The 23732-nt window shown below is 40.6% G+C and carries 22 protein-coding genes; 14 read left to right on the forward strand and 8 right to left on the reverse strand.

Going from position 1 to position 23732, the window contains the following annotated elements:
• The first annotated feature begins 2 nt into the window (after positions 1-2).
• The 5 genes from H8B21_RS01780 (at position 3) to H8B21_RS01800 (ending at position 5996) form a co-directional block, all read left to right on the forward strand.
• The gene (locus tag H8B21_RS01780; RefSeq protein WP_223814770.1) at positions 3-593 is read left to right on the forward strand and encodes a phosphoribosylanthranilate isomerase; all 591 of its coding nucleotides are present in this window, start codon (positions 3-5) and stop codon (positions 591-593) included.
• The gene (trpB, locus tag H8B21_RS01785) at positions 586-1770 is read left to right on the forward strand and encodes a tryptophan synthase subunit beta (RefSeq protein ID WP_190312075.1); all 1185 of its coding nucleotides are present in this window, start codon (positions 586-588) and stop codon (positions 1768-1770) included. Before H8B21_RS01780 ends, trpB begins: the two co-directional genes overlap by 8 nt.
• Positions 1771-1773: 3 nt before the next feature.
• On the forward strand, positions 1774-2547 hold the full coding sequence (gene trpA, locus H8B21_RS01790; protein WP_190312076.1) for a tryptophan synthase subunit alpha: 774 nt from the start codon (positions 1774-1776) through the stop codon (positions 2545-2547).
• Between the two features lie 322 nt (positions 2548-2869).
• Positions 2870-3307, forward strand: coding sequence for a hypothetical protein (locus H8B21_RS01795; RefSeq protein WP_190312077.1), 438 nt, complete (start codon positions 2870-2872; stop codon positions 3305-3307).
• 109 nt (positions 3308-3416) lie between these two features.
• Entirely contained in the window at positions 3417-5996 is a 2580-nt protein-coding gene (locus tag H8B21_RS01800; protein WP_190312078.1) for a TonB-dependent receptor domain-containing protein, read from the forward strand.
• A gap of 23 nt (positions 5997-6019) precedes the next feature.
• Here H8B21_RS01800 and H8B21_RS01805 read toward each other — a convergent pair whose 3' ends face one another.
• The 3 genes from H8B21_RS01805 to floA form a co-directional block, all read right to left on the reverse strand.
• Positions 6020-6601, reverse strand: coding sequence for a Maf family nucleotide pyrophosphatase (locus tag H8B21_RS01805; RefSeq protein ID WP_190312079.1), 582 nt, complete (start codon positions 6599-6601; stop codon positions 6020-6022).
• Positions 6602-6647: 46 nt separating this feature from the next.
• Complete coding sequence (locus tag H8B21_RS01810) at positions 6648-7169, reverse strand: KdsC family phosphatase (protein ID WP_190312080.1); 522 nt, start codon at positions 7167-7169, stop codon at positions 6648-6650.
• A 277-nt stretch (positions 7170-7446) separates the two neighbouring features.
• Positions 7447-8430, reverse strand: coding sequence for a flotillin-like protein FloA (gene floA, locus H8B21_RS01815; RefSeq protein ID WP_190312081.1), 984 nt, complete (start codon positions 8428-8430; stop codon positions 7447-7449).
• Between the two features lie 316 nt (positions 8431-8746).
• Between floA and H8B21_RS01820 the strand changes: the two genes are divergently transcribed.
• The 7 genes from H8B21_RS01820 to H8B21_RS01850 all read left to right on the forward strand — a co-directional run bounded on the left by H8B21_RS01820 (position 8747) and on the right by H8B21_RS01850 (position 17479).
• On the forward strand, positions 8747-11878 hold the full coding sequence (locus H8B21_RS01820) for a response regulator (protein ID WP_190312082.1): 3132 nt from the start codon (positions 8747-8749) through the stop codon (positions 11876-11878).
• Positions 11866-12696 (forward strand): CheR family methyltransferase, encoded by an 831-nt coding sequence (locus H8B21_RS01825; protein ID WP_190312083.1) that lies wholly within the window; start codon positions 11866-11868, stop codon positions 12694-12696. Before H8B21_RS01820 ends, H8B21_RS01825 begins: the two co-directional genes overlap by 13 nt.
• A complete protein-coding gene (locus H8B21_RS01830; protein ID WP_190312084.1) occupies positions 12696-13262 on the forward strand; it encodes a chemotaxis protein CheB in 567 nt (188 codons plus the stop codon). Before H8B21_RS01825 ends, H8B21_RS01830 begins: the two co-directional genes overlap by 1 nt.
• A gap of 6 nt (positions 13263-13268) precedes the next feature.
• Positions 13269-14873: a response regulator gene (locus tag H8B21_RS01835; RefSeq protein WP_190312085.1), complete on the forward strand. Its 1605-nt coding sequence runs from the start codon at positions 13269-13271 to the stop codon at positions 14871-14873.
• Between the two features lie 79 nt (positions 14874-14952).
• The gene (locus tag H8B21_RS01840) at positions 14953-15492 is read left to right on the forward strand and encodes a plastocyanin/azurin family copper-binding protein (protein ID WP_190312086.1); all 540 of its coding nucleotides are present in this window, start codon (positions 14953-14955) and stop codon (positions 15490-15492) included.
• A 130-nt stretch (positions 15493-15622) separates the two neighbouring features.
• Positions 15623-17029, forward strand: coding sequence for a dihydrolipoyl dehydrogenase (gene lpdA / locus H8B21_RS01845; protein ID WP_190312087.1), 1407 nt, complete (start codon positions 15623-15625; stop codon positions 17027-17029).
• A gap of 51 nt (positions 17030-17080) precedes the next feature.
• Positions 17081-17479, forward strand: a complete 399-nt coding sequence (locus tag H8B21_RS01850) for an acyl-CoA thioesterase (RefSeq protein ID WP_190312088.1) — start codon at positions 17081-17083, stop codon at positions 17477-17479.
• Position 17480: 1 nt separating this feature from the next.
• Here the strand turns inward: H8B21_RS01850 and H8B21_RS01855 are convergent, their stop codons facing one another.
• Positions 17481-17771 carry a DUF3817 domain-containing protein gene (locus tag H8B21_RS01855; protein WP_223814771.1) on the reverse strand — a complete coding sequence of 97 codons (291 nt, stop codon included), beginning with the start codon at positions 17769-17771 and terminating at the stop codon, positions 17481-17483.
• A gap of 268 nt (positions 17772-18039) precedes the next feature.
• On the opposite strand from H8B21_RS01855, the gene lpdA (H8B21_RS01860) reads away from it, so the two are divergent.
• On the forward strand, positions 18040-19428 hold the full coding sequence (lpdA, locus tag H8B21_RS01860) for a dihydrolipoyl dehydrogenase (protein WP_190312089.1): 1389 nt from the start codon (positions 18040-18042) through the stop codon (positions 19426-19428).
• Between the two features lie 33 nt (positions 19429-19461).
• Here the strand turns inward: lpdA (H8B21_RS01860) and H8B21_RS01865 are convergent, their stop codons facing one another.
• The 4 genes from H8B21_RS01865 to H8B21_RS01880 are packed head-to-tail and all read right to left on the reverse strand — an operon-like array spanning position 19462 to position 22193.
• Positions 19462-20469, reverse strand: coding sequence for a LacI family DNA-binding transcriptional regulator (locus tag H8B21_RS01865; protein ID WP_190312090.1), 1008 nt, complete (start codon positions 20467-20469; stop codon positions 19462-19464).
• 31 nt (positions 20470-20500) lie between these two features.
• The gene (locus H8B21_RS01870; RefSeq protein ID WP_190312091.1) at positions 20501-21070 is read right to left on the reverse strand and encodes an HAD hydrolase-like protein; all 570 of its coding nucleotides are present in this window, start codon (positions 21068-21070) and stop codon (positions 20501-20503) included.
• Positions 21070-21534, reverse strand: a complete 465-nt coding sequence (locus H8B21_RS01875) for a hypothetical protein (protein WP_190312092.1) — start codon at positions 21532-21534, stop codon at positions 21070-21072. Before H8B21_RS01875 ends, H8B21_RS01870 begins: the two co-directional genes overlap by 1 nt.
• A gap of 5 nt (positions 21535-21539) precedes the next feature.
• Positions 21540-22193, reverse strand: a complete 654-nt coding sequence (locus H8B21_RS01880) for an ABC transporter ATP-binding protein (RefSeq protein ID WP_190312909.1) — start codon at positions 22191-22193, stop codon at positions 21540-21542.
• An 83-nt stretch (positions 22194-22276) separates the two neighbouring features.
• Here H8B21_RS01880 and sucC point away from each other — a divergent pair, with 83 nt between their 5' ends.
• The gene (gene sucC, locus H8B21_RS01885; protein WP_190312093.1) at positions 22277-23470 is read left to right on the forward strand and encodes an ADP-forming succinate--CoA ligase subunit beta; all 1194 of its coding nucleotides are present in this window, start codon (positions 22277-22279) and stop codon (positions 23468-23470) included.
• The last annotated feature ends 262 nt before the right edge of the window (positions 23471-23732 follow it).

Genomic DNA, 23732 nt, shown 5'->3' on the forward strand with positions numbered 1-23732 from the left:
GCATGCGCGAGCCAACAAATATCCAAGCTCTTGCCTCGCTTCCCATCGACTATATGGGGTTTATCTTTTATGATAAGTCAGCCCGCTATACGCCGGAGCTTCCAACCATTTCCATTCCCGATCAAATTAAAAAAACGGGCGTATTCGTGAATGCGGAAAAGACGTTTATTGATAAAAAAATAGCACAGGGTCTACAAGCTGTACAATTGCATGGACAAGAGCCGCCGACGTTCTGCCAGGACATCAAAGAAGGGCGCGTTGAAGTTATCAAGGCATTCGGAATTGACACCAATACACAATGGAAAGATTTTGCACCGTACGTCGGGATCGTTGATTATTTCCTGTTTGACACCAGCAGCCCACAACATGGCGGAACAGGTCGCACCTTTGATTGGGAATTATTGAAAAAATATCCTTATGCCGTTCCTTATTTTTTAAGTGGCGGGCTCGACCTCTCGAATATTCCAAGTGCATTAGCTATTACAGATGAGCGCTTGATCGGTTTAGACATCAACTCAAAATTTGAGGTAAAACCGGGATTAAAAGACATTGACAAATTAAAGCAAGCATTGAAAATAATCAAACATGAGTAAATATAACGTAAACGAAAAAGGATATTATGGTCCATTTGGAGGCGCTTACATCCCCGAAATGTTGTATCCAAATGTAGAGGAACTCCAAAAAAAATATTTGGAGATTATGCAGGAAGAGAGTTTTCAACAAGAATTTCAGGAACTGCTAAAAGATTATGTAGGACGCCCTTCGCCTTTGTATCTTGCCAAACGTTTGTCTGCACGTTATGGTGCAAACATCTTTCTAAAACGGGAAGACTTGAATCATACCGGAGCGCATAAAATCAACAACACCATCGGACAGATTCTTTTAGCTGAACGCTTAGGCAAAAAACGGATTATCGCAGAAACAGGTGCCGGCCAACATGGTGTCGCTACCGCTACCGTGTGTGCATTAAAAGGATTAGAGTGTGTTGTTTATATGGGCGAAATCGACATCCAACGTCAAGCACCGAACGTGGCTCGGATGAAAATGATGGGTGCTACCGTAGTTGCAGCACAATCCGGAAGCAAAACCTTAAAAGATGCCACCAATGAAGCCCTACGCGATTGGATAAACAATCCCGTAGACACACATTATATTATCGGCTCGGTTGTGGGCCCACACCCCTACCCCGATTTAGTCGCACGCTTTCAATCTATCATATCCGAAGAAACAAAGAAACAACTCGCAGAAAAAACAGGTAATAGTCTACCTGACTATGTGTTGGCCTGTGTAGGTGGTGGATCAAATGCAGCGGGAATGTTCTACCATTTCCTGGAGGATGAGCAGGTACAGCTTATCGCCGTAGAAGCTGCGGGACATGGGGTCGATAGCGGTGAATCAGCTGCGACAACTGCTTTAGGTAACGAAGGCGTATTGCATGGAAGCCGTTCTATCCTTATGCAAACAGAAGACGGCCAAGTCGTCGAGCCTTACTCTATCTCCGCCGGATTAGATTATCCTGGCATCGGACCTCAACATGCCTGGCTGTATAAAAGTGGGCGTGGAAAGTATGTCAGTATTACCGACGACGAAGCTATGGAAGCTGGTTTATTGCTTACAAAACTGGAAGGCATCATACCAGCAATCGAAAGTTCTCATGCTTTAGCCTATTTAGAAAAGATGACTTTTCAAGGCAATGAAAACGTCGTCATTTGTTTATCGGGTCGAGGGGATAAGGATTTGGACAACTATATGAAATATTTTGGCTTTTAAACTATGCAAACACAAGATATATTTAAAAACAACGCATCAAAAGGATTACTATCCATTTATTATACGGCAGGCTATCCAAATTTAGACAGTACGATTGCTATTGCCGAAAAATTAGAACAGGCAGGCGCAGACTTCCTGGAGATTGGTTTCCCCTATTCTGATCCGGTGGCAGATGGACCTGTTATTCAGCATAGCTCGGAGGTTGCCTTGAAAAACGGCATGACGCTTCAACTCCTTTTCCAACAATTGGAAGCGTTAAGATCACGCGTATCCATCCCCGTTTTTTTGATGGGATACTTCAATACCGTCTTACAATACGGCGTCGAAAACTTTTGTAAGTCTTGTCAGGCAGTAGGTGTGAATGGAGCTATTATTCCAGACTTGCCTATGTACGAATACGAAGAGCTGTATCAAGACATATTTAAGCAATACAGCATTAGCAATATCTTTTTAATTACGCCGCAAACATCCCCAGAACGGATACGAAAAATAGACGACCTTTCTCAAAGTTTTATTTATCTTTTGTCTTCCAATGCCACGACCGGTAAAAACCTGAAAGTGGGCGAACAGGCGGCACAATATTTTCAACGTTTGAAAGATATGAACTTAAAGAACCCATTGGTCATTGGTTTTGGAATTTCCGACAAGGATACTTTCCAGAAGGCTACCAATTACGCAAAGGGGGCTATTATTGGCAGTGCATTTGTTCGGTTATTGTCGGACGAAAACTATATGGACAAAATAGAATCTTTCATTAAGAGTATCAAAACACAATAGATAACACAAACTCTTTTGGCCTGTCCTCAAGCCCAGTTTTAGGACAGGCTATAAAGATAAAAACAGCAATCCTCTATTAGCTAACTTTCAAGGTTCTTTCACGTACCTCGAGTATACTTTAAATATACCGATAGCTATTAACAAAAGTGACGCCGCTAAAGAGAAAAGAACCCTAGGTTCAGACATTAATTGTTCCATGTCGATTAGTTTTATGATGTTTAAATTTAATATCTTCTTTACTTAAAAACAATACCTACATTTAATTTTTTTTGCTTTTTTTTAGCAAAAAATTTTAAAAATCTTTTGCTTACCTTTGTTTTTAATGAGAGCATTCTTATCGAGCATAGTTTTATTCTTTTACACGTTAACGTGTACAGGAGCTACTATCTACATGCACCAATGTCATGGAGGCTCGTTGGTTATGCTCCAAGATAATGCTGATGAACATCACCAAAGCTGTTCTATATGTCTAGACCATGAACATGAAAAAGAATCTTCTTCATCCCATGTTTGTGATGTGGATAAGGATGATTGCTGTAGAGACATCAAAATAGACTTAAAGAAAGGACAAGAAGAGGTTGAAAGCACACCCTCTTCCTTTAACTTTATGACACTATCGCCAGCTACGCTTTCTATCATCTGGCTAGTGGTTTTTCAGCCACATTATGACACGCAAAAAATAAACACCGGATCTGATCAGCTCCTTCTGGCAAAACGATCCACGCCGACCTACCTCCTCCACTGTAACTTCCGAATTTGATTTTGACGTAAAGGTGTAAAGCCGTAAAGGTTTTACCTATTCACGAATCAACAATTTTACAAATCAACGATTTCAAGATTTACGAAGAAAAATCAAATGACGAAATATAATGAACAGCATATATAAAGGACTTATTACCTTACTTTTTATCAGTATATATACAATCGGCTTTGCACAACAAGATAGCACAATTACCTTTGAAGTAGCAGGAAATTGTGCCATGTGTAAACAACGGATTGAGAAAGCCGCGAAAATAAACGGTGTTTCCCAAGCAACATGGACCCCCCAGGATGGTATGGCGACAGTGGCCTTCGATCCAAACGTTACTTCCTCCAAAAACATTAAACAGTCGATTGCCAGCGTTGGGCATGATACGGATGAAGTACGAGCAAAGCAAGAAGTTTATGAAGAACTCCACCAATGTTGTTTATATGACCGCCTTGGTGAGGAAAAAAATACTGCCGAGCATGATGATGACCATCATAACCATGACCATGAACACGTTGTTCGTGGTGTCGTGGTACAAGAAAACAACCGTGGCGATCTAACACCTATTGCGGGTGTAAACGTACATTGGCTCGAAAACAAAACAACACAGAAGCAAAGCAATGAAGAGGGCGTGTTTGATATCAAACACGAAAAAGGCTACAGAAATCTCGTGGTAAGCTATGCCGGTATGCAACCCGACACGATAGAAGTAGAGAACCTGCACGAAATATTGGTTGTTCACGCGAAAAATAACGTCTTAGGAGAAGTGGTTGTTTCCAGACGACAACGCACGGCTTATGTAGATAAATTGAACGCTAACCGTGTGGAGACAATTACGGCAAGAGAACTGTTTAAGGCTGCTTGCTGTGATCTTAGCGAGAGTTTTGAGACAAACGCCTCCGTGGATGTCGTAGCGAGTGATGCAGTAACAGGTGCAAAACAAGTACAACTATTGGGCTTGAGTGGAATATACACGCAATTAACAGTCGAGAACCTCCCTGGCCCTCGAGGATTCGCATCACCCCTAGGCTTAAATAGCATGGCTGGGCCTTGGATAGAAGCTATACATATCAGTAAAGGTATGGGATCAGTGGCAAACGGTTTCGAAAGTATGTCGGGGCAAATCAATGTGGAATTGAAAAAGCCACACGATACGGACCGGCTCTATTTTAATGCTTATGCCAACAACATGGGGCGTACGGACGTGAATTTAAACCTAGCTCAAAAAATAAATGACAAATGGTCTGTGGGGCTTCTTTTACATGATAATTTCATGTACAACAAGAATATGAATTTCAGCAACAACGGTTTTAGAGATATGCCTGTAGGTAATACTTTTTCCGGGATAAACAGATGGCATTATGAGGATGGCAAAGGCTTAGTTGCACAGTTTGGCATTAAGTATTTAAGTGACGACCGCACGGGAGGAGAAATCGATTTTGATAAAAAAACCGATAAACTGACGACCAATCGATATGGTCTTGGATTTGACATTGACCGCGTGGAAGGATTTGCTAAAATTGGTTATGTTTTCCCGAATCATAAACTACGTAGTATCGGGTTGCAACTCTCCGGTTCACATTTTCGTCAAAACAGCTTTTTCGGTCTAACAACCTATGACAATGAACAGAATAGTGGATATGCCAACCTCCTTTATCAAGATGTTATCGGCGATGTAAAGCACAAATATAGAGCTGGTTTCTCCGTATCATATGACAAATACAACGAAAACATCCTCGAATACGACTTTCGTCGGACAGAAACCGTATCGGGGGCATTTCTTGAATACACCTACGCTCCCAGCGAAAAATTGGATGCGGTGTTGGGTCTGCGGCAAGACTATAATAGCATTTACGGCTGGTTTACCACACCGAGGGCGGTGATTCGCTATGCGCCCACCAACACGACTACATTTCGGTTAAGTTCCGGAAGGGGGCAACGTACAGCCAATATTTTTGCCGAAAATCTGGGCATATTTGCATCTAGTCGCGCAATAGACTACGAAGAACTCGCCAACAGTAATGGAACAGCCTATGGACTGAAACCAGAAGTATCTTGGAACACAGGACTTACTTTTGATCAAGATTTCCGATTATTCGGTAGAGAATCGGGTATATCGCTCGAACTTTTCCACAACAACTTCACCAATCAGGTGGTTGTAGATTGGGAAGATCCCAATGCAGTATCTTTTTATAATTTAAACGGGAAATCATACTCTAATAGTTTACAAGCTGAATTTAGGTTTATGCCTGCCCAACACTTTGAAACCAGAATGGCTTACAGGCTATTGGACGTTCAAACGGACTACGTGGATAATGGACGTCTACAAAAACCGTTGACAGCGAAGCACAGAGGATTCATCAATATGGCATACAACTTACATAGCGGATGGAGTTTTGATTATACATTGAATGTGGTGGGTAAAAAACGTCTGCCGTCTACCGCCGGCAATCCTGTTGATTATCAATTGGCAGCCTATTCTGATGCCTACGTCACGATGAACGCACAAATTAGCAAAAGCTTTGGTGCGGATAAGAACTTCACCATATATCTTGGTGGGGAGAATTTGACAAACTTCTATCAGAAAGATCCGATTCTGGCATTCGAACAGCCATTTGGGGAGCATTTTGACACGAATCTTTTATGGGGCCCGATAACCGGCCGGATGTTCTATACCGGAATACGATATAACATTAAATAATATATAGGGGGGGAGATTCTCCCCTATATTTTTTTCATTTCCTGATACAACCGGGCTGTCGGCAATCCCACCACGTTTTCATACGGACCTGTAATAGATTTTACTCCGATAAATCCTATCCATTCTTGGATTCCATATGAGCCTGCCTTATCAAACGGGTGATAATTTTCCATATAAAAAATAATTTCTTCAGCTGACAAGGGATAAAATTCCACTTGCGTTTCTTCGACAAAAGAATGTAGCTTTCCTTGGTACTGTAATGCTACGGCTGTTAATACAACATGATGAGCACCTTGCAGCTTGTTCAGCATCTCAAAGGCTTCTTTCTCGTCACCGGGCTTCCCTAAGATTTCATCCTGATGGACAACAATCGTATCGGCCGTGATAACCAATGTATCATGAAATGAAGCACTGTCAAATCCTTGAATTTTGTTGGTAGCAATATGTTCAACGACTTCTCGCGGTGATTGCTGTTTATCAAAATGTTCATCTGTCTCTTTGACGATAACTTGAAAATCAAACCCCATCTTTTGCATGAGTTCTTTCCGCCTAGGCGATTGCGATCCCAAGACAATAGGAATATCTTTGAATTTATTTAATAGCATTATATTTGAATTTAACGGAATCACGTAGCGCTATAGATATATAGAATTAGATACTTTTTATTTTATCATCGTCATCATACCATTTTTTTTGCAGCTTCAATATCTTTTCAATAACGTCCCGCACACACCCCTCCCCACCTTTTTTCGGGGAGATATAGTGCGCGACTGCTTTTACTTCTTCCACAGCATCTAGTGGACACATCGCCAATCCGACCTCTTTTAAGCAATGTAAATCGGGCATATCATCTCCCATAAAACCAACGTTCTCTAATGCAGCATCATAACGGAGAATAATTTCACGCATTAATGTAAGTTTATCTGCAATATCAAGAAAAACATCTTCTACTCCGAGTCCACGAAGGCGATGCAATACGCCTTTCGATTTTCCACCACTGATAGCGACGATACGAAGATCCCGCTTAATTGCCAATTGTATGGCATAGCCATCTTTAATAGAAAATCGCCTTAATTGCTCACCTTGCTCAGTGAGAAGTACCGAGCCGTCTGTAAGAACGCCATCGACATCCAGAAAAAGAACTTTAATGTGAGCAAACTGTTGTAAAATCATAAAAATAGTTGATTAATCAAAGTCAAATTCTTATCAAAAACCGTCATATCATCAGAAATTTGTCAGATGTTAGTTACATAGGCAACTATACCTTCGAAAGCCTTGACAAATATGATTTTTCGACGTACTTTTGTAGTGTAATCAATGAGGAAAATCAAAGATTACAATATTAAAATTGTCTTTTCATAATTTAGGTTTATAATTGGTTAGTAGCAAACCCTGGCGCCCATCGCCAGGGTTTTGTTTTAGAGGCAACTTTGCCTTTCTATCTTTTTACTTACGATTTTCCTTTCCCGCCCGGTGTTGGTTTAGAAATTGAAGAACGCATCTCCGTATCAGCCTGCATATTTTGCATTTTATAGTAATCCATGATACCTAGATTTCCATTCCGGAAAGCTTCAGCCATAGCTAATGGAACCTGTGACTCAGCTTCGATGACTTTCGCTTTTGCTTCTTGTGCCTTAGCACGCATTTCCTGCTCGGTAGCCACTGCCATAGCGCGACGTTCCTCCGCCCGGGCATTTGCCACTTTCAAATCCGCTTCTGCTTGATCTGTCTGCAATTTAGCGCCCACATTTTCTCCGATATCGATATCGGCGATATCAATCGATAAAATTTCAAATGCTGTTCCAGAATCCAAACCTTTAGAAAGCACCGTTTTAGAGATATTATCGGGATTTTCCAATACTTCTTTATGGTCTACAGCAGATCCAATGGTCGTCACAATACCTTCTCCTACCCGAGCTAATATCGTTTCCTCTCCTGCCCCACCAACCAGTTGATTGATATTGGCCCGCACTGTCACTCTTGCCTTCGCAATGAGCTGTATACCGTCCTTTGCAACTGCAGCAACCGGTGGTGTATTGATGACTTGTGGATTTACAGACAACTGTACTGCATCAAAGACATCCCGCCCAGCGAGGTCAATTGCAGTAGCCAATTTAAAATCAAGTGGAATATTCGCTTTATCCGCCGAGATAAGCGCTTTAATAACTTTATTTACATTGCCGCCCGCAAGATAATGAGTTTCAATTTCATTCGTAGAGATGCGTAGTCCAGCTTTTGTGGACGTAATCATCGCATTGGTCACCAACGAGGGTGGCACCTTCCGCAGGCGCATCAACACTAAATTTAAAAGACTGATTCTCACATTGGAAAGCTGCGCCGTAAACCAAAGGTTCACCGGCAACAAGTATATCAGCACAAAAAAGGCAACAACTCCTCCTACAATAATTAAAACTAAGCTAATTTCAGGTCCCATACATTATAATATTAATTTAAGTAAGTCCTTAAAGATATTATTTTATTTCGCATTTTAAGCAACTTAATTGATAATAGCGAACCTTCATGAGTGCAAACCTTGCAAGGGTTTTGCTCTTAGCAAGAGTCCGAACTGAATAAATTATTTTTGGATATAGACAGCTTTCTATCAGCCAATTGTTATTTTTGTAGCCGACGGGCATCTATCTTTTAGAAAAACAAATTATTAATTAGACATGGGTTCGATTATTCTTCGAGATTGGCCTTTAAAATACTATGCGGATAAACACGTCGCATATCATTAGTTTGATATCAAAATGAAAAAAAACGTACGCCTAAAATGGCAATTGTTCATTGGGATAACAATGACCTATATCTTAATTATAGGTGCTGCCATATACTTTTTCAACGGCATTGATAAGCAGATCAAAAAGTTCAAGGAAATTAGTTCCAAGCTACAAGACCAAGCTAGCTCACTACAAGAACTTCATAATATTGTCGACGAATTCAGTCAATCTGCCGATGCTTCAAAAACACGAACTTATGTATTGATTAGTTTGCTGATGCTCATCCTGCTGTACATCATTACCAGGATCGTAGTAACCATGCGTGAATTAGGACAACGCTCTAAAGAGACCCATTTACTGAACAAGGAAATTAAAGCCGCTCAAAAACAAATTGAAGACAGCAACTGGGTATTGATAGAATCTAGCAAGCTTAATGAGCGGATCAGTGGCATCGACGACGAAAACGAGATCGCCCGAATCGCTTTTGAGACAATCTTAGAAACAATAAACCCACATGCTGCAGCTTTATATATACGAAAGGTAGATTCTTATGAATATATATTAAAGCAACAAATTGGTGTAGATAGTATATCCAAGTTACCGGAGTCCTTTCTCGAAGGCGAAGGCTTGATAGGGCATGTTGCAAAAAACAAAAAACGACAGGTTATCCATGAAAATGTGGGGAAAATACTTAGCTCCTCCAGTTCTCTGAGTTCAAATCAAGTTCAGACTATCCTTTTATCACCTTGTGTAGAGGATGGCCGAACATTGGGCATACTTGAAATCGGAGGTAACTATACCGATGATGTCTTGCCAAGAATCACAGGCTATATAGAACGAATTGCACGTGTTTTAGCTATCGCTATAAAAAGCGGACAGGCGCACATGTTGGTAGAAAACCTTTTGGAAGAAACACAACAACAAACGGAGGAATTGGAGGCGCAGCAGGAAGAACTGCGTATTACCAACGAAGAGCTTATCTATAAAACGAATTTACTGGAAGCGTCGGAAGAAGAGCTACGTGTGCAACAAGAAGAATTGCAACAAGCGAATATCGAATTAGAAGAAAAAGCAAAACAACTGACGTCACGCAATGAAGAGCTGAACGCAGCGCAGAAAACAGTGGAAGAAAAGATCAAGGAGGTAGAGCTTGCCAGCAGGTATAAATCGGAGTTTATGGCAAACATGAGCCACGAACTTAGAACGCCGCTTAACAGCATCTTGATTTTAGCAAAACTCTTACAAGATAATAAAGCGGAAACACTCAACGCCGATCAAGTCAAATATGCTTCTGTTATTCACAGTGCAGGCAGTGACTTGCTACAGCTCATCAACGAGTTATTAGATCTTGCCAAGATTGAAGCGGGGAAAGTGGAACTCAACCAAGATATTATACGAACGCGGGAATTTGCAGACAACATCGAAAGTTTATTTGCTACTGTTGCGCAGAAGAAAGGCATACAATTTGACATCACTATCCATGAGGACGTAGCTTCAACCTTTGTTTGTGATGAATATCGGCTAGAGCAGGTACTTAAAAACTTTCTTTCAAATGCCTTCAAATTCACGGATAACAAAGGAAAGATCCAATTAGCCATTACACGCGAGAATGAACACTTAAAATTCGCCGTTTCCGACACGGGAAAGGGTATATCCAATGAAAAACAACAGTTGATTTTTGAAGCGTTTCGCCAAGAGGACGGTTCTACAAGTCGAAAATATGGCGGCACGGGGTTAGGCTTATCCATCAGTAGAGAAATTTCTATATTATTGGGAGGGCATATCACGTTAACCAGTGAAATTGATAAAGGGAGCACATTTACGTTAACCATCCCCTATCAAGCAAACGAAAAGAACGCCTCGCAAAAACAACAATCCACAACAAATACGGTTCTCGATGTAGAACCAAAAGATATAACAGTTACTAACGCTACACCGATTCCTGCTGCAGCAAAGCATGAAAACGAAACAGATGCAACCCGCACGCTGCTAATCGTGGAAGATGATATTAATTTCGCTGAGATCTTGCGTGAATTTGCCGAACTATATGGCTTTCAGGTCATGTTGGCACACAACGGTGTCGACGGCATACAAAAAGCAAGGCAATTTAAGCCACAAGCCATGATATTGGATGTCATGTTGCCGATATCTGATGGTTGGGAAGTATTACGTACATTAAAAGCAGATGCCGAAACAAAGCACATTCCTGTGCACATGATGTCTGCCGCCACTTTTAACCAGCGCGAGTTTATTGAAAAAGGGGCTATTGGTTTCCTATCAAAACCAGTCTCCGAAGATGCGTTAAGAAAAGCCTTTGAAAATATTCAGCTCAATATTAACAAAGGAATCAAAAAAGTATTGTTGGTCGAGGATCAGGAATTTCAGAGCGACGTTATAAAATCGGCATTTGCTGAACATAACATCAATGTTATCCAAGCGTTCTCGGCCCAATCTGCCCTTAGTAAACTGCAAGAAGAACAAAATATCGACTGTGTCATATTGGATATCAAACTCCCGGATGCAAATGGATTGGATGTCTTAGACCAGATTAAGTCTATGCCCTCCTACGCGGATACACCTGTTATTATTAATACAGCTTATGATCTTTCAAAGGAACAGATAGAGCACATCAGATTGCATACAAAAGCCATGGTACTCAAATCTGGCAAAAGCAATAACCGATTGATAGACGAGGTTACATTATTCCTAAATAAAATCAGTTCGGACGATTATACACCTATAAAAAATATCGACAAGCTCAAAAAGAATAATCAGCAATCAGATAACCTTGAAGGAAAAAAAGTACTGATTGCCGACGATGATATGCGTAACGTTTTCGCTTTAACAACAACACTCCAGGAATATAATATGGAAATTGAAATTGCCAACAACGGTTTAGAGGCAGTGGAGATCGCCAATAATAATATCGGAAAAATTGATATTGTGTTGATGGATATTATGATGCCGGAAATGGATGGTTATGAAGCGATAAAGAAAATAAGGGAGCATAAACAGAATGCTAATCTGCCTATTATCGCCGTCACCGCAAAGGCAATGCAGGGCGATAGGGAAAAATCTATACAGATTGGTGCAAGCGATTATATCAGCAAACCAATCGACATTGACAAATTGATATCGTTGATGCGCGTATGGCTAAGTTAACATCATCCCACATCAGCTTTCAAGAACTCCAAGACATTGTAGAGTTAGTGGGGAAAGTATCCGGCTTTAACTTAATGGGTTATAGCAAGTCTTCATTAAAACGCCGTGTACAACGTGTGATGGATTTAGAACGCATGGATGTTGTGGATTTAAAGAATGCGATTATCAATGTGGAAGGTTTCCACACGTATTTAATGAATGAGATTACGGTCAACGTAACGGAGATGTTTCGGGATCCGCTTTATTATAACGCATTACGTACGGATGTCTTCCCCTATCTTGAAACCTTTCCACGCCTCAAGTTTTGGAGCGCGGGGTGCTCTACGGGGGAAGAAGTGTATTCCTTAGCTATCATGTTGACGGAGGCGGATTTATATAACCGTAGTTTCATCTATGGTACGGATGTAAATAGCAACGTATTGGAAGTGGCAAAAAAAGCGATCTATCCGCTTAAAAGCTTCAAATTATATACCGAAAACTATAACGGAACAGGCGCATTCAATAGCTTGTCAGATTATTACACAGCCATGTATGATGCTGCTATTATCCACGCAGATATCCGAAAAAACATCCTCTTTTCCCAACATAATCTTGCAACAGACTACGTATTCAATGAATTCCAATTCATATCCTGCCGCAATGTGCTTATCTATTTTGATCTAGAGCTCCAAAACCGTATATTTCATTTGTTTTACGAGTCGCTAAGCGAATTTGGATTTTTATGTCTAGGTACGAAAGAAACATTGTTCAACCATAAAATCATGTCTAAATTCAAGGTCATCAACAAAAAGTTTAACATTTATCAAAAAATAAAGTGATGGAAAAAGCGGATGACGTCATTTTAATTGGAGGGAGCGCTGGTTCATACACGTTAATTATCGATATGATGGAAGCTTTACCCGAGATATTCTCTCCGGCAATCGTCATTGTCATTCATCGTAATCCCAAATTTACCACAAGGATAGAAGATACACTTTCTGCAAGGCTAAAAAAAGAGATCGTTCAAGCGGAGGACAAGGCGCATATATTAAAAGGAGGCATTTATTTCGCAGCACCGGGTTATCACTTGTTAGTCGAGCCTGATAAAACATTTTCCCTAGATATATCAGAACGTGTACGTTTTTCACGTCCTTCTATCGATGTGTTATTTGAAACCGCAGCAGAGGTATACCTTGACCACTGTACAGCATTTCTACTGTCGGGAGCTAATCAAGACGGCACGGATGGAATAAAGCAGTTGCAGCGAATGGGGTCGAAAGTCATTGTACAATCGCCCACAGAAGCCTTAATTTCAACAATGCCCAAGCACGCTATTGAGGCGAATGGACATGTCGAGATATATAATAACCGACAGATTATGTCGTATTTTAGGAATTTAAAATAAATCAGCATGAAGCATGTTAATCTTCTCATTTTAGATGACAAGGAAGAAAACATCATCAGTTTATCTGCATTACTTTCGGAAGTCGAACACATCAACATCATCAGTTCGACCGATCCGAATGAAGCGCTTAAAATTTGTTGGAAAAACGATATCGCGATTGCCTTGGTAGACGTGCAAATGCCCGAAATAAATGGTTTTGAATTTGTTTCACTGCTGAAATCAAACCCAAAGACCAACCATGTCATGGCCATCATGGTAACGGCAATTTCCAAAGAAGACAGGTATTTGTTGAAAGGGTTGGAAAGTGGGGCGGTCGACTACCTCTATAAACCCCTCAATCCCGAGATCACGGTCGCAAAAGTAACCTCTTTTGTGCAGCAAATTCACATACAGGAGGAAATCAAACAAAAGAACATTGCGTTGGAAGAATCGCAAAGACAACTTATCCTTGCAAAAGAAGAAGCGGAGGAGGCGCGTCGATCAAAAGAAAGTTTCCTTGCTAACATGAGCCACGAAATAAGAACTCCAATCAACGGCATTGTTGGTATTATACACATCCTCCGAAATACGCAACTTAATGATGAGCAACGCGACTGGATCAATCGGTTAGACAGTGCTTCAAACTCGCTTTTATTAATCATCAATGACATCTTGGATATATCCAAGATAGATTCTGGCATGATGAAAATAGAATATGAGAATTTTTCCATCCACAAAAAATTGATGGACATCAATAACTTCTTTAAAATAAAGGCACTCGATAAAAGTCTCGCATTTGAGACGGATATTGACCCGCAACTACCGGAATATATAAGAAGCTCCCCTATCCGTATACAGCAAATCATTAACAACTTTATATCCAATGCCCTAAAATTTACGGAAGAGGGAAAAATCACGTTGAAAGCAAGTGTCGTTGAACAGGTGGACTCGCAATACACGATTAAGTTCACCGTAACAGATACGGGAATAGGCATCAAACCGGAAGCGATCGAAAAGATATTCTTAGCTTTTGAACAAGGTGACGACGGTATTACGAAAAAATATGGTGGAACGGGACTGGGACTTGCTATCGTAAAGAGACTGGCAGACTTGCTACATGGAAAAATCGAAGCAAAAAGCACGTATGGAAAAGGTTCCGAATTTTCTTTCCAAGCTACTTTCGAAAAAGTAGACGATTTTAGGCAGGAAGAAACACTAGATACAAAAGCTATTTCATCATTACATAAATTTAATAATGTCCGAATCCTTGTAGCAGAAGATAACGAATTAAACAGTTTTATGCTCGTGCATATCCTTAAATCTTGGGGTTGCGAGGTCGATGTGGCAAAAAATGGTAGGATAGCCATAGAACATGTAAATGAACACGACTACGACCTTATTATGATGGATACGCACATGCCCGTTATGTCAGGATTCGAAGCGATACAAGAGATCAAAACGCACCCTAATCCGAAGAAAGCCTATACACCTATTATCACTATTTCAGCATCGGTATTACAACACGAACAAGCTGCGGCGTATGAAGCGGGGGCAGATAGCGTAATCGGGAAACCTTTTGATCCTATAGATTTATATCAGAAAATTGACAAACTTATCTCAAAAAGGGGATAATGTCTTGATTATAAAATAATATTAGCTAAATTTGCTTAAAAGCATACACATCTATAATTTATATTTAACTTTCTTTAAAATGAAAAGATTATTTGTTTTTCCAGCGATCGCTATCGCAATGTCGTTTGCGGCTTGTGGTGGTTCAGAAAATAAAAACACGTCAACTACAACAGAAGAAACAACTACAACTACTGGTTCGGGAAGTGCAACAACAGAAACTGTTCCAGGCATTGAAAATGTAGAATTATCCAATAAACTTGAGATACAAGGTAACGACCAAATGAAGTTTGACAAGGAGCTTTTACGTGTGAAAGCTGGTGAAGAAGTTCAGCTAACGTTAAAAAACGTCGGTGAGTTACCCAAAGAGTCTATGGGTCACAACTTCGTTATATTGGCTCCAGGCGTAGATGTAGCTACATTCGGCGGAGAAGCTGTTGCTGCTGCTGACAACGACTACATTCCTAAAACATCTTTAAGTTCGGTCGTTGCACACACGAAGTTGTTAGGGCCAGGTGAAGAAGATACAATTACATTTACGTTAGAAAAGGGTGTATATACCTACATTTGTAGTTTCCCCGGACACTTCGGCGTAATGCAAGGTAAAATCGTTGCTGAGTAATAAGATAATTCATAAATCAGCTTTACAAAAGGCGCTTATCTGTGATAAGCGCTTTTTTATTTTACGCATTAAATACAATTAAATTTATTTAAATCGTTAACTTTGCGACCGAAACTACAATACTATTTTTATGCAATACGACGTAATCGTTATAGGAAGCGGCCCCGGTGGATATGTTGGCGCTATTCGCTGTGCTCAGCTTGGACTAAAAACGGCTGTAATCGAGAAATATAGTACTTTTGGGGGGACCTGTTTAAATGTAGGCTGTATCCCTTCCAAAGCATTATTGGATAGCTCAGAGCATTACCACAATGCAGCACACAATTTTGAAGCACATGGTATCGGTTTAAGCAACCTCAAGATAGACGTGAAAAAGATGATGGAGCGTAAAAATGAGGTTATCTCGCAAAATACAGCCGGTATTACGTTTCTTTTTAAGAAAAATAAAATAGACACCTACGAAGGCATCGGGTCTTTCGTCGATAAAAATACGATTAAGGTTACTAAAAAAGACGGCAGCACGGAAGAGCTGAAAGCAAAAAATGTCATTATTGCCACGGGTTCGAAGCCTACAGCGCTCCCTTTTTTACCAATTGACAAGAAAAGGATCATCACTTCTACAGAAGCCTTAAATCTCCAAGAAGTTCCTAAACATCTTATCGTCATCGGCGGTGGTGTGATTGGGTTAGAATTGGGGTCTGTTTATGCGCGACTTGGAGCAAAGGTATCCGTAGTGGAATTTGCTAAATCTATCATCGGTACGATGGACGCCGGTTTAGGGAAAGAGCTTCAACGCGTGTTAAAGAAAAATCTAGGCATGGAATTTTTCTTAGGCCATAAAGTGACCGGCGCTACCGCGAAAGGCAAAAAAGTAACGGTAACAGCGGAAAATCAAAAAGGTGAGACTGTTTCCTTAGAGGGCGATTATTGTATTGTTGCTGTCGGAAGAACCGCCTATACAGAAGGTCTTGGACTAGACAGTATCGGCATCAAAACCGAAGAACGCGGAAACAAAATCTCTGTTAATGAGCATTTAGAAACATCTGTGGAAGGCGTGTACGCAATCGGCGATGTCGTAAAAGGTGCTATGCTCGCCCACAAGGCGGAAGATGAAGGTATCTATGTAGCGGAACGCATTGTAGGACAAAAACCGCACATTGATTACAACCTGATACCTGGCGTAGTATATACTTGGCCAGAAGTGGCTTCTGTCGGAAAAACAGAAGAAGAGCTGAAAGAAGCAGGCGTAAAATATAAAGCAGGTTCGTTTTCTTTTAAAGCATCCGGACGTGCTAAAGCTTCTGGAGATACCGACGGTTTTATTAAAGTTTTGGCGAATGCCGAAACAGATGAAGTATTGGGTGTACACATGATCGGGCCACGTGCAGCTGATATGATCGCAGAAGCCGTTGTAGCAATGGAATACAGGGCATCAGCCGAGGATATCGGTAGAATATGCCATGCACATCCAACATTTACGGAAGCGATAAAAGAAGCAGCATTGGCTGCGACAGCAAACAGAGCAATTCACGCTTAAATAAGAAAAAGGCAAGATAAATATCTTGCCTTTTTCTATTAATATATAATTATGAATTTTTACACACGAAAATGGATAAAGCCAGAGGACCTAAACCCAAATGGCTCTTTGTTCGGCGGAACATTGTTACGATGGATTGATGAAGAGGCCGTTATCTATGCCATCGTACAACTCGGAAACCCAAAGATAGTAACTAAGTACATATCTGAAATCAATTTTGTAAGCTCTGCGCAACAAGGTGATATCATCGAAATGGGAATTGAAGCCATTGCGTTTGGACGCACATCGCTAACCATGCGATGTGAAGTACGGAATAAAATCACACGCAAGACTATCCTATCTATTGACAAATTAGTATTTGTAAATCTAGATGAAGATGGCAATCCTACTCCCCATCATAAAACGGAAATCACGTATGCCTATATGGGTATAGAACGGAACGGCGAGTAGCTTATCGGGCAGAGACTATTTGTTTCTTGACGTCACGCTCTACCCAAAAGGATACAATAGGGATCAAGGATGCCAAAAAATATTTTAACACGCGGCTAATGGGCCATTTATATTCGTTCCAGCACATGATCAGCAGAATAACAAACAGTACTACTAAAAAACCGTGAATAGAGCCGGCGATACGAACGGCCTCCGGAATATCTGCCAGATATTTCAAGGGCATGGCGATGAAGAAAAGTATAACAGTGGAGATAGCCTCCCACAATGCAATTTGCTGAAAAATACGTAGCATAATGATCGATTAAAAGTTTTCGCAAACATACGGTCTAAAGTCCAATAGCGAAGTATTTTAATCATCTATTGACCAAATACTGACATGCGAGCAAGAATATGGCAATTGAATGGTGAAACCCAGAAAAACCGTTGTTCGATAATGAAAAAAATATGTATTTTTGGAGCGTTCATTATGGAACAAAGTCTTTTACTACAAAACGTTTAAATTAAATGCGTATTCGGAATACCCATTATACGGTAAATACGCTTAAAAACAAATACACATTATGAATTACGACATCATAGTAATCGGTAGTGGTCCAGGAGGATATGTTGCTGCCATCCGCGCATCTCAGTTAGGTTTTAAAACAGCGATTGTGGAACGCGAAGCATTAGGTGGCATCTGCTTAAACTGGGGCTGTATCCCGACCAAAGCTCTATTGAAAAGTGCACAGGTATTTGAATATTTAAACCACGCCGAAGAATACGGGATCAAGGTTCAAGGTGGAGAAGCTGACTTTTCTGCCATTGTAAAGAGAAGCCGTGGTGTCGCTGATGGCATGAGCAAAGGTATTCAGTTCTTAATGAAAAAGAATAAGATTGATGTCATTATGGGTACTGCGAAGATTAAAAAAGGCGGTAAGATAGAGGTAAAAGGTGCTGATGGTTCCACTAAGGAATACACTGCTAAACATACGATATTGGCGACAGGTGCCCGTTCGCGCGAATTACCTAATTTGCCCCAAGATGGCAAGAAAATCATCGGCTATCGTCAAGCGATGAACCTTCCTAAACAACCTAAATCACTTGTCGTTGTCGGATCTGGCGCTATTGGTGTTGAGTTTGCCTATTTTTATAACGCTGTTGGCACAAAAGTGACTATTGTTGAGTTTATGGACAGAATTGTACCTGTAGAGGATGAAGAAGTTTCCAAACAACTGGAAAAATCTCTTAAAAAAGCAGGTATCGATATTATGGTCAAATCCGAGGTACAATCAGTAGATACGAAAGGTGATCTATCAAAAGTTTCTATCAAAACAGCAAAAGGCACGGAAACCATTGAGGCAGAAGTTGTGCTTTCGGCTGTCGGTATCACACCAAATATTGAAAATTTAGGTTTAGAAGAAGTTGGCGTAAAAACGGATAAAGGTCGTGTTATAGTGGACGACTTCTACAAAACAAATGTGGAAGGTGTTTACGCCATCGGCGATATTGTAAAAGGTCAAGCCTTAGCACACGTTGCTTCTGCGGAAGGGATAACTTGTGTAGAGCATATCAAAGGTCTGCATGTCGAACCTATTGATTATAATAATATCCCAGGATGTACGTATTGTTCGCCAGAAGTTGCTTCTGTAGGATATACCGAAAAAGCAGCCAAAGAGGCCGGATATGAACTTAAAGTGGGTAAATTCCCGTTCTCAGCTTCTGGTAAAGCATCGGCGGCAGGCGCAAAAGACGGATTTGTAAAATTGATTTTTGATGCTAAATATGGTGAGCTCCTCGGAGCCCATATGATAGGAGCCAATGTGACGGAAATGATTGCCGAAATTGTTGTTGCCAGAAAACTGGAGACCACAGGACACGAAATGATCAAAGCCGTTCATCCGCACCCAACCATGAGTGAAGCTATTATGGAAGCTGCGGCTGCAGCTTACGATGAAGTAATTCATTTATAGAAAATAAAAAAGCGAGGCATGTGCCTCGCTTTTTTATTTTAGTACCAGTTTTGATTCGAAAACCACCGTTTCCGATGCCCCTTCGGTGCCGTCCGCTCCAATATGTTTAAATAGAATTTCAGCCGCTTTACGTGCCTGTTGGTCTGGGTATTGCTCTATACTTCCCATCGGTGGATTTTCCATATATTTCCATAGCGGATAATTTGCGTAGCTGATAAAAAAAATGTCTTTCTTTTGTACCAGTCCCTTCTGTCGTACATATTTCATCACGTCCAAGGTGACAAAATCATTAAATGACACGATAGCCGACGGACGCTGGGATAAAGCTAATAGTTTATCTATCGCCTCGATATTCCCTTGCTCCGTTAAATCGGTATGGACAACATAACGTTCATTGTATTCCAGTTCTTCACTTTCCAACGCTACTCTATAGGCTTCTACGCGCTCTTGTGAGGCCAATAAATTTTCAGGTCCATTAATCAACGCGATATTTTGATGTCCTATCGAAGCAAATGCTTGGATAGCTTCACGCATACCTGTAGAGAGATCACTATATACTTTATTAACTCCCTCAATTTTTGGGACGCAATCGAAAAAAACGATAGGAACTTCCGCATCATTTAACATTTCGACAAAACTCAAATCTTCCGTATTTTTCCCCAAAGACATTAGGATTCCGTCTACCCGATGCTTCTTAAACGTTTGGAGAATCTTCAATTCGCGCTCTGCATCATCATGTGATTGCCCCATAAGCACTGTATAGTTGTGCTCTCCTGCCACTTTTTCGATTTCGCTTATCGCGGAGGAAAAGAAGGGTTCAGAAAGACTGGGAAGAATAACACCAATTGTAAACGTCCGCCGTTGCTTAAAAAAAATAGCGGTCTGGTTAGGTTCATAATTCAATTCTTCAGCCATCTTTTTTACCCGCATAGTAGTAACTAACCCTATACTCGGATGGTCATTTAACGCCCGTGAAACGGTGGAGGGCGATATTTTCAATTTACGCGCAATTTCCTTTATCGTTGCAGGCTTTTTCTTCATGCCAATGTGTATTTATTAGTAAAACAAACTATTAAAATCCTGATTCATTTCCCGTGATGACATGTATTTCATCAGCCGACACATTATACTCCCCTACAAGATAATCAATAGGCTCAATACTACGAAACGCTAACTCGCGTATAAAAAACACCTTTAACGACGGTAAAAATTCTGATAATTCTTGCCAATCTATGTGTTTCAGTTTATTCAATTGTTCTACCGGGTTACCATTTGTTAGTATCCCGACCTTTTTCCCTTTCTCGAATAAAGATAACAATAATGTTTTGATATCGTCTTTTAAAATAAGCTTCAACGGCAAGTGGGCATTAGCTTTCAGTCTTTCAAAATTTTCATGATACTTCTCACTTAATTCAAAGTGCGCTATCGTTTTTTGTAACACTGTACTTTCCCCTGCGATCTCTAAAGTTTGCTTCATAAAACGCACGATCTCCGTAGCGAGGGGGCGTCCTTCTGTATATTCTACAAAATTGGAAAACAAATAATATACCTGCAACAAATAATCTCGTTTAGGATACAATACATCATCGATTTCAAAAACATAAACGGATTTATCAAAAGAAAAAGCTTTGTTATTCATCATTAAACCAGACACAGTATGGGTTCTTCACCTGAATCAGACAACATTCCTACTCCCGAAAAATGGCTATCACATAGCTGTTCATCTGTCAGCAGATCTTTTCCGGATTTCAGCACATGGATCTCACCAGATGGATTTTCGAGAATGAAACGATCTTCCAGATCATAAGGTAATAAAACGGCTATTCCATACTCTTCCAGTAATACCCGAGCTTCGTTTAGAGGTTGCCATTCCATTTTACCCAGAGGAAGTATCATCTGATACCCTCTATCCAAACACAACTTCAATATTTCATGTGCGAATGTAGGGTTTGCTCCTGTCGGAATCCGATTATAATGCTGTTTTAGCAATATATCCGGAAACGGTTCCGAACTAGCGTAAGCCACTTCATAACGTGAAGACAACAGTCTACCCACACGCTGTGCAAAAGGCCGTGTACCGTAAGTTATTAAAATACTATCCATCATTTATTTCAAAGAATCTGTCCGTCGCGCATGTGAACCGTACGGTCTGAGATGTTGGCCAGTTCCTCATTGTGTGTAACAATGATAAAAGTTTGGCCAAGCGAAGCACGTAGTTCAAAAAACAATTGGTGCAAAGAAGCGGCATTCTCCGAGTCGAGGTTGCCGGAAGGCTCGTCTGCTAAGATTAGTGCCGGTTGGTTGATTAACGCCCGTGCAACCGAAACTCTTTGCTGCTCCCCACCCGACATCTCAGCCGGTTTATGTTGGGCGCGATGCTGTACCCCCAATCGTTTCAAAAGTTCCATGCCACGTGTTTCTGCCTCTTTTTTCCCAACATTACTAATGAATGCGGGGATACAAACATTTTCGAGTGCTGTAAATTCCGGTAGTAGATGATGAAATTGGAAAACAAAACCAATATGTTTATTACGAAATAAGCTCATCTTTTTTTCACTCAGTTCACTTACGTCCGTACCGTTAATGACAATCCGTCCGCTATCTGGTCTGTCAAGCGTACCGATAATATGTAGCAACGTACTTTTTCCTGCACCTGATGCACCAACAATGGAAACAATCTCCCCTTTTTTTACAGATAGATCCACACCGCGTAAAATCGGCAGTTGACCGAAAGACTTATATATCTGGTTTGCTTCCAATATCATAATGCGAAGGTAAGAAAAAAAGGAAGAAAAGATTACTTGCCCTTTCCATTTAAAAACCATAATTTTACGACAAATTTTTTAAGATGAACATTCACGAATATCAAGCAAAAGAAATACTTAAAAGTTTTGGCGTAAGAGTTCAAGAAGGAATCCTTGCAGAAACTCCCGAGCAGGCTGTCGAGGCCGCACAGACATTAAAACAAGATTTTAACTCGGACTGGGTGGTTGTAAAAGCACAAATCCATGCCGGCGGCCGCGGTAAAGGTGGTGGTGTGAAATTGGCAAAAAACCGCGATGAGGTATTGCAACGTGCAACAGACATCATCGGCATGCAATTGGTTACTCCACAAACAGGCCCGGAGGGGAAAAAAGTAAACAAAGTTTTGATTGCACAGGATGTATACTATCCTGGAGAGAGTGAAGTCAAAGAATTTTATGTTTCGGTTCTATTAGATCGCGCAAAAGGACGCAATATCATCATGTACTCTACCGAAGGGGGAATGGACATCGAAGAAGTTGCAGAAAAAACACCGCACTTAATTTTCAAAGAGGAAATTGACCCTAAAGCAGGGTTACAAGGCTTCCAAGCACGTAAAATCGCTTTCAACTTAGGTCTTTCAGGTGCTGCACATAAAGAAATGGTGAAATTTATCGCCGCTTTGTATAAAGCATACGATTCTATTGACGCATCATTGTTTGAGATCAATCCTGTATTAAAAACATCGGATGATAAAATCCTTGCCGTAGATGCAAAAGTCAATTTTGACGAAAATGCACTATACCGCCACGCAGACTATGCTGCTTTACGCGACTTAGCAGAAGAAGATCCTACCGAAGTAGAAGCAGGAGAGTCTAATTTGAATTATGTTAAATTGGATGGTAACGTAGGCTGTATGGTAAATGGTGCAGGCTTGGCTATGGCGACCATGGACATCATTAAACTTGCCGGCGGTGAACCAGCAAATTTCTTGGATGTAGGTGGAACCGCAAACGCAGAAACCGTAAAAGCTGGTTTCAATATTATTTTGAAAGATCCTAACGTAAAAGCTATTTTGATCAATATCTTTGGTGGTATCGTTCGTTGTGACCGTGTAGCACAAGGTGTAATCGATGCGTACCAAGAAATCGGAAATATTCCAGTGCCTATCATCGTTCGTCTTCAAGGCACAAATGCTGCAGAAGCAAAGAAATTGATCGATGACTCCGGATTACAAGTTTACTCTGCTATTTTGTTGAAAGAAGCAGCGGAATTAGTAACAAAAGTACTGAAAGGATAATAAAGACAATGTTATAAAAAGCCGGTTTCCTTTCGAAAGCCGGCTTTTTTTAGTAAAAGATTATTTATCTTCTTTTTTTACCTCAAAAAAAGAAGCAAAAAAAATCGTCGCTTCGGATATTTGAGAGGAGTAGTACTAAGAATGAGTTTCTACAGACCTCAAACATCCGGATGCGACCCGTTGATGTTAAGGAAGAGGAAGTGCAATACGTAACGAGTGTGATAAACTAACAAGCTCATTACGCTAATAAAGGCAATTCATT

It is taken from the genome of Sphingobacterium chuzhouense (assembly GCF_014692525.1).
Lineage (GTDB): Bacteria > Bacteroidota > Bacteroidia > Sphingobacteriales > Sphingobacteriaceae > Sphingobacterium > Sphingobacterium chuzhouense.

Excerpts from the sequence above, each read along its gene's own strand:
- H8B21_RS01805 (WP_190312079.1), bottom strand. The coding sequence starts at position 6,601 with ATGCTATTAAATAAATTCAAAGATATTCCTATTGTCTTGGGATCGCAA.
- H8B21_RS01870 (WP_190312091.1), bottom strand. The coding sequence starts at position 21,070 with ATGATGAATAACAAAGCTTTTTCTTTTGATAAATCCGTTTATGTTTTT.
- H8B21_RS01835 (WP_190312085.1), top strand. The coding sequence starts at position 13,269 with ATGAAGCATGTTAATCTTCTCATTTTAGATGACAAGGAAGAAAACATC.
- H8B21_RS01850 (WP_190312088.1), top strand. The coding sequence starts at position 17,081 with ATGAATTTTTACACACGAAAATGGATAAAGCCAGAGGACCTAAACCCA.
- H8B21_RS01875 (WP_190312092.1), bottom strand. The coding sequence starts at position 21,534 with ATGATGGATAGTATTTTAATAACTTACGGTACACGGCCTTTTGCACAG.
- H8B21_RS01800 (WP_190312078.1), top strand. The coding sequence starts at position 3,417 with ATGAACAGCATATATAAAGGACTTATTACCTTACTTTTTATCAGTATA.
- H8B21_RS01840 (WP_190312086.1), top strand. The coding sequence starts at position 14,953 with ATGAAAAGATTATTTGTTTTTCCAGCGATCGCTATCGCAATGTCGTTT.
- H8B21_RS01820 (WP_190312082.1), top strand. The coding sequence starts at position 8,747 with ATGAAAAAAAACGTACGCCTAAAATGGCAATTGTTCATTGGGATAACA.
- trpB (WP_190312075.1), top strand. The coding sequence starts at position 586 with ATGAGTAAATATAACGTAAACGAAAAAGGATATTATGGTCCATTTGGA.
- H8B21_RS01795 (WP_190312077.1), top strand. The coding sequence starts at position 2,870 with ATGAGAGCATTCTTATCGAGCATAGTTTTATTCTTTTACACGTTAACG.
- H8B21_RS01855 (WP_223814771.1), bottom strand. The coding sequence starts at position 17,771 with ATGCTACGTATTTTTCAGCAAATTGCATTGTGGGAGGCTATCTCCACT.
- H8B21_RS01810 (WP_190312080.1), bottom strand. The coding sequence starts at position 7,169 with ATGATTTTACAACAGTTTGCTCACATTAAAGTTCTTTTTCTGGATGTC.
- H8B21_RS01830 (WP_190312084.1), top strand. The coding sequence starts at position 12,696 with ATGGAAAAAGCGGATGACGTCATTTTAATTGGAGGGAGCGCTGGTTCA.
- H8B21_RS01880 (WP_190312909.1), bottom strand. The coding sequence starts at position 22,193 with ATGATATTGGAAGCAAACCAGATATATAAGTCTTTCGGTCAACTGCCG.
- trpA (WP_190312076.1), top strand. The coding sequence starts at position 1,774 with ATGCAAACACAAGATATATTTAAAAACAACGCATCAAAAGGATTACTA.
- lpdA (WP_190312087.1), top strand. The coding sequence starts at position 15,623 with ATGCAATACGACGTAATCGTTATAGGAAGCGGCCCCGGTGGATATGTT.
- H8B21_RS01825 (WP_190312083.1), top strand. The coding sequence starts at position 11,866 with ATGGCTAAGTTAACATCATCCCACATCAGCTTTCAAGAACTCCAAGAC.
- lpdA (WP_190312089.1), top strand. The coding sequence starts at position 18,040 with ATGAATTACGACATCATAGTAATCGGTAGTGGTCCAGGAGGATATGTT.
- H8B21_RS01865 (WP_190312090.1), bottom strand. The coding sequence starts at position 20,469 with ATGAAGAAAAAGCCTGCAACGATAAAGGAAATTGCGCGTAAATTGAAA.
- H8B21_RS01780 (WP_223814770.1), top strand. The coding sequence starts at position 3 with ATGCGCGAGCCAACAAATATCCAAGCTCTTGCCTCGCTTCCCATCGAC.
- floA (WP_190312081.1), bottom strand. The coding sequence starts at position 8,430 with ATGGGACCTGAAATTAGCTTAGTTTTAATTATTGTAGGAGGAGTTGTT.
- sucC (WP_190312093.1), top strand. The coding sequence starts at position 22,277 with ATGAACATTCACGAATATCAAGCAAAAGAAATACTTAAAAGTTTTGGC.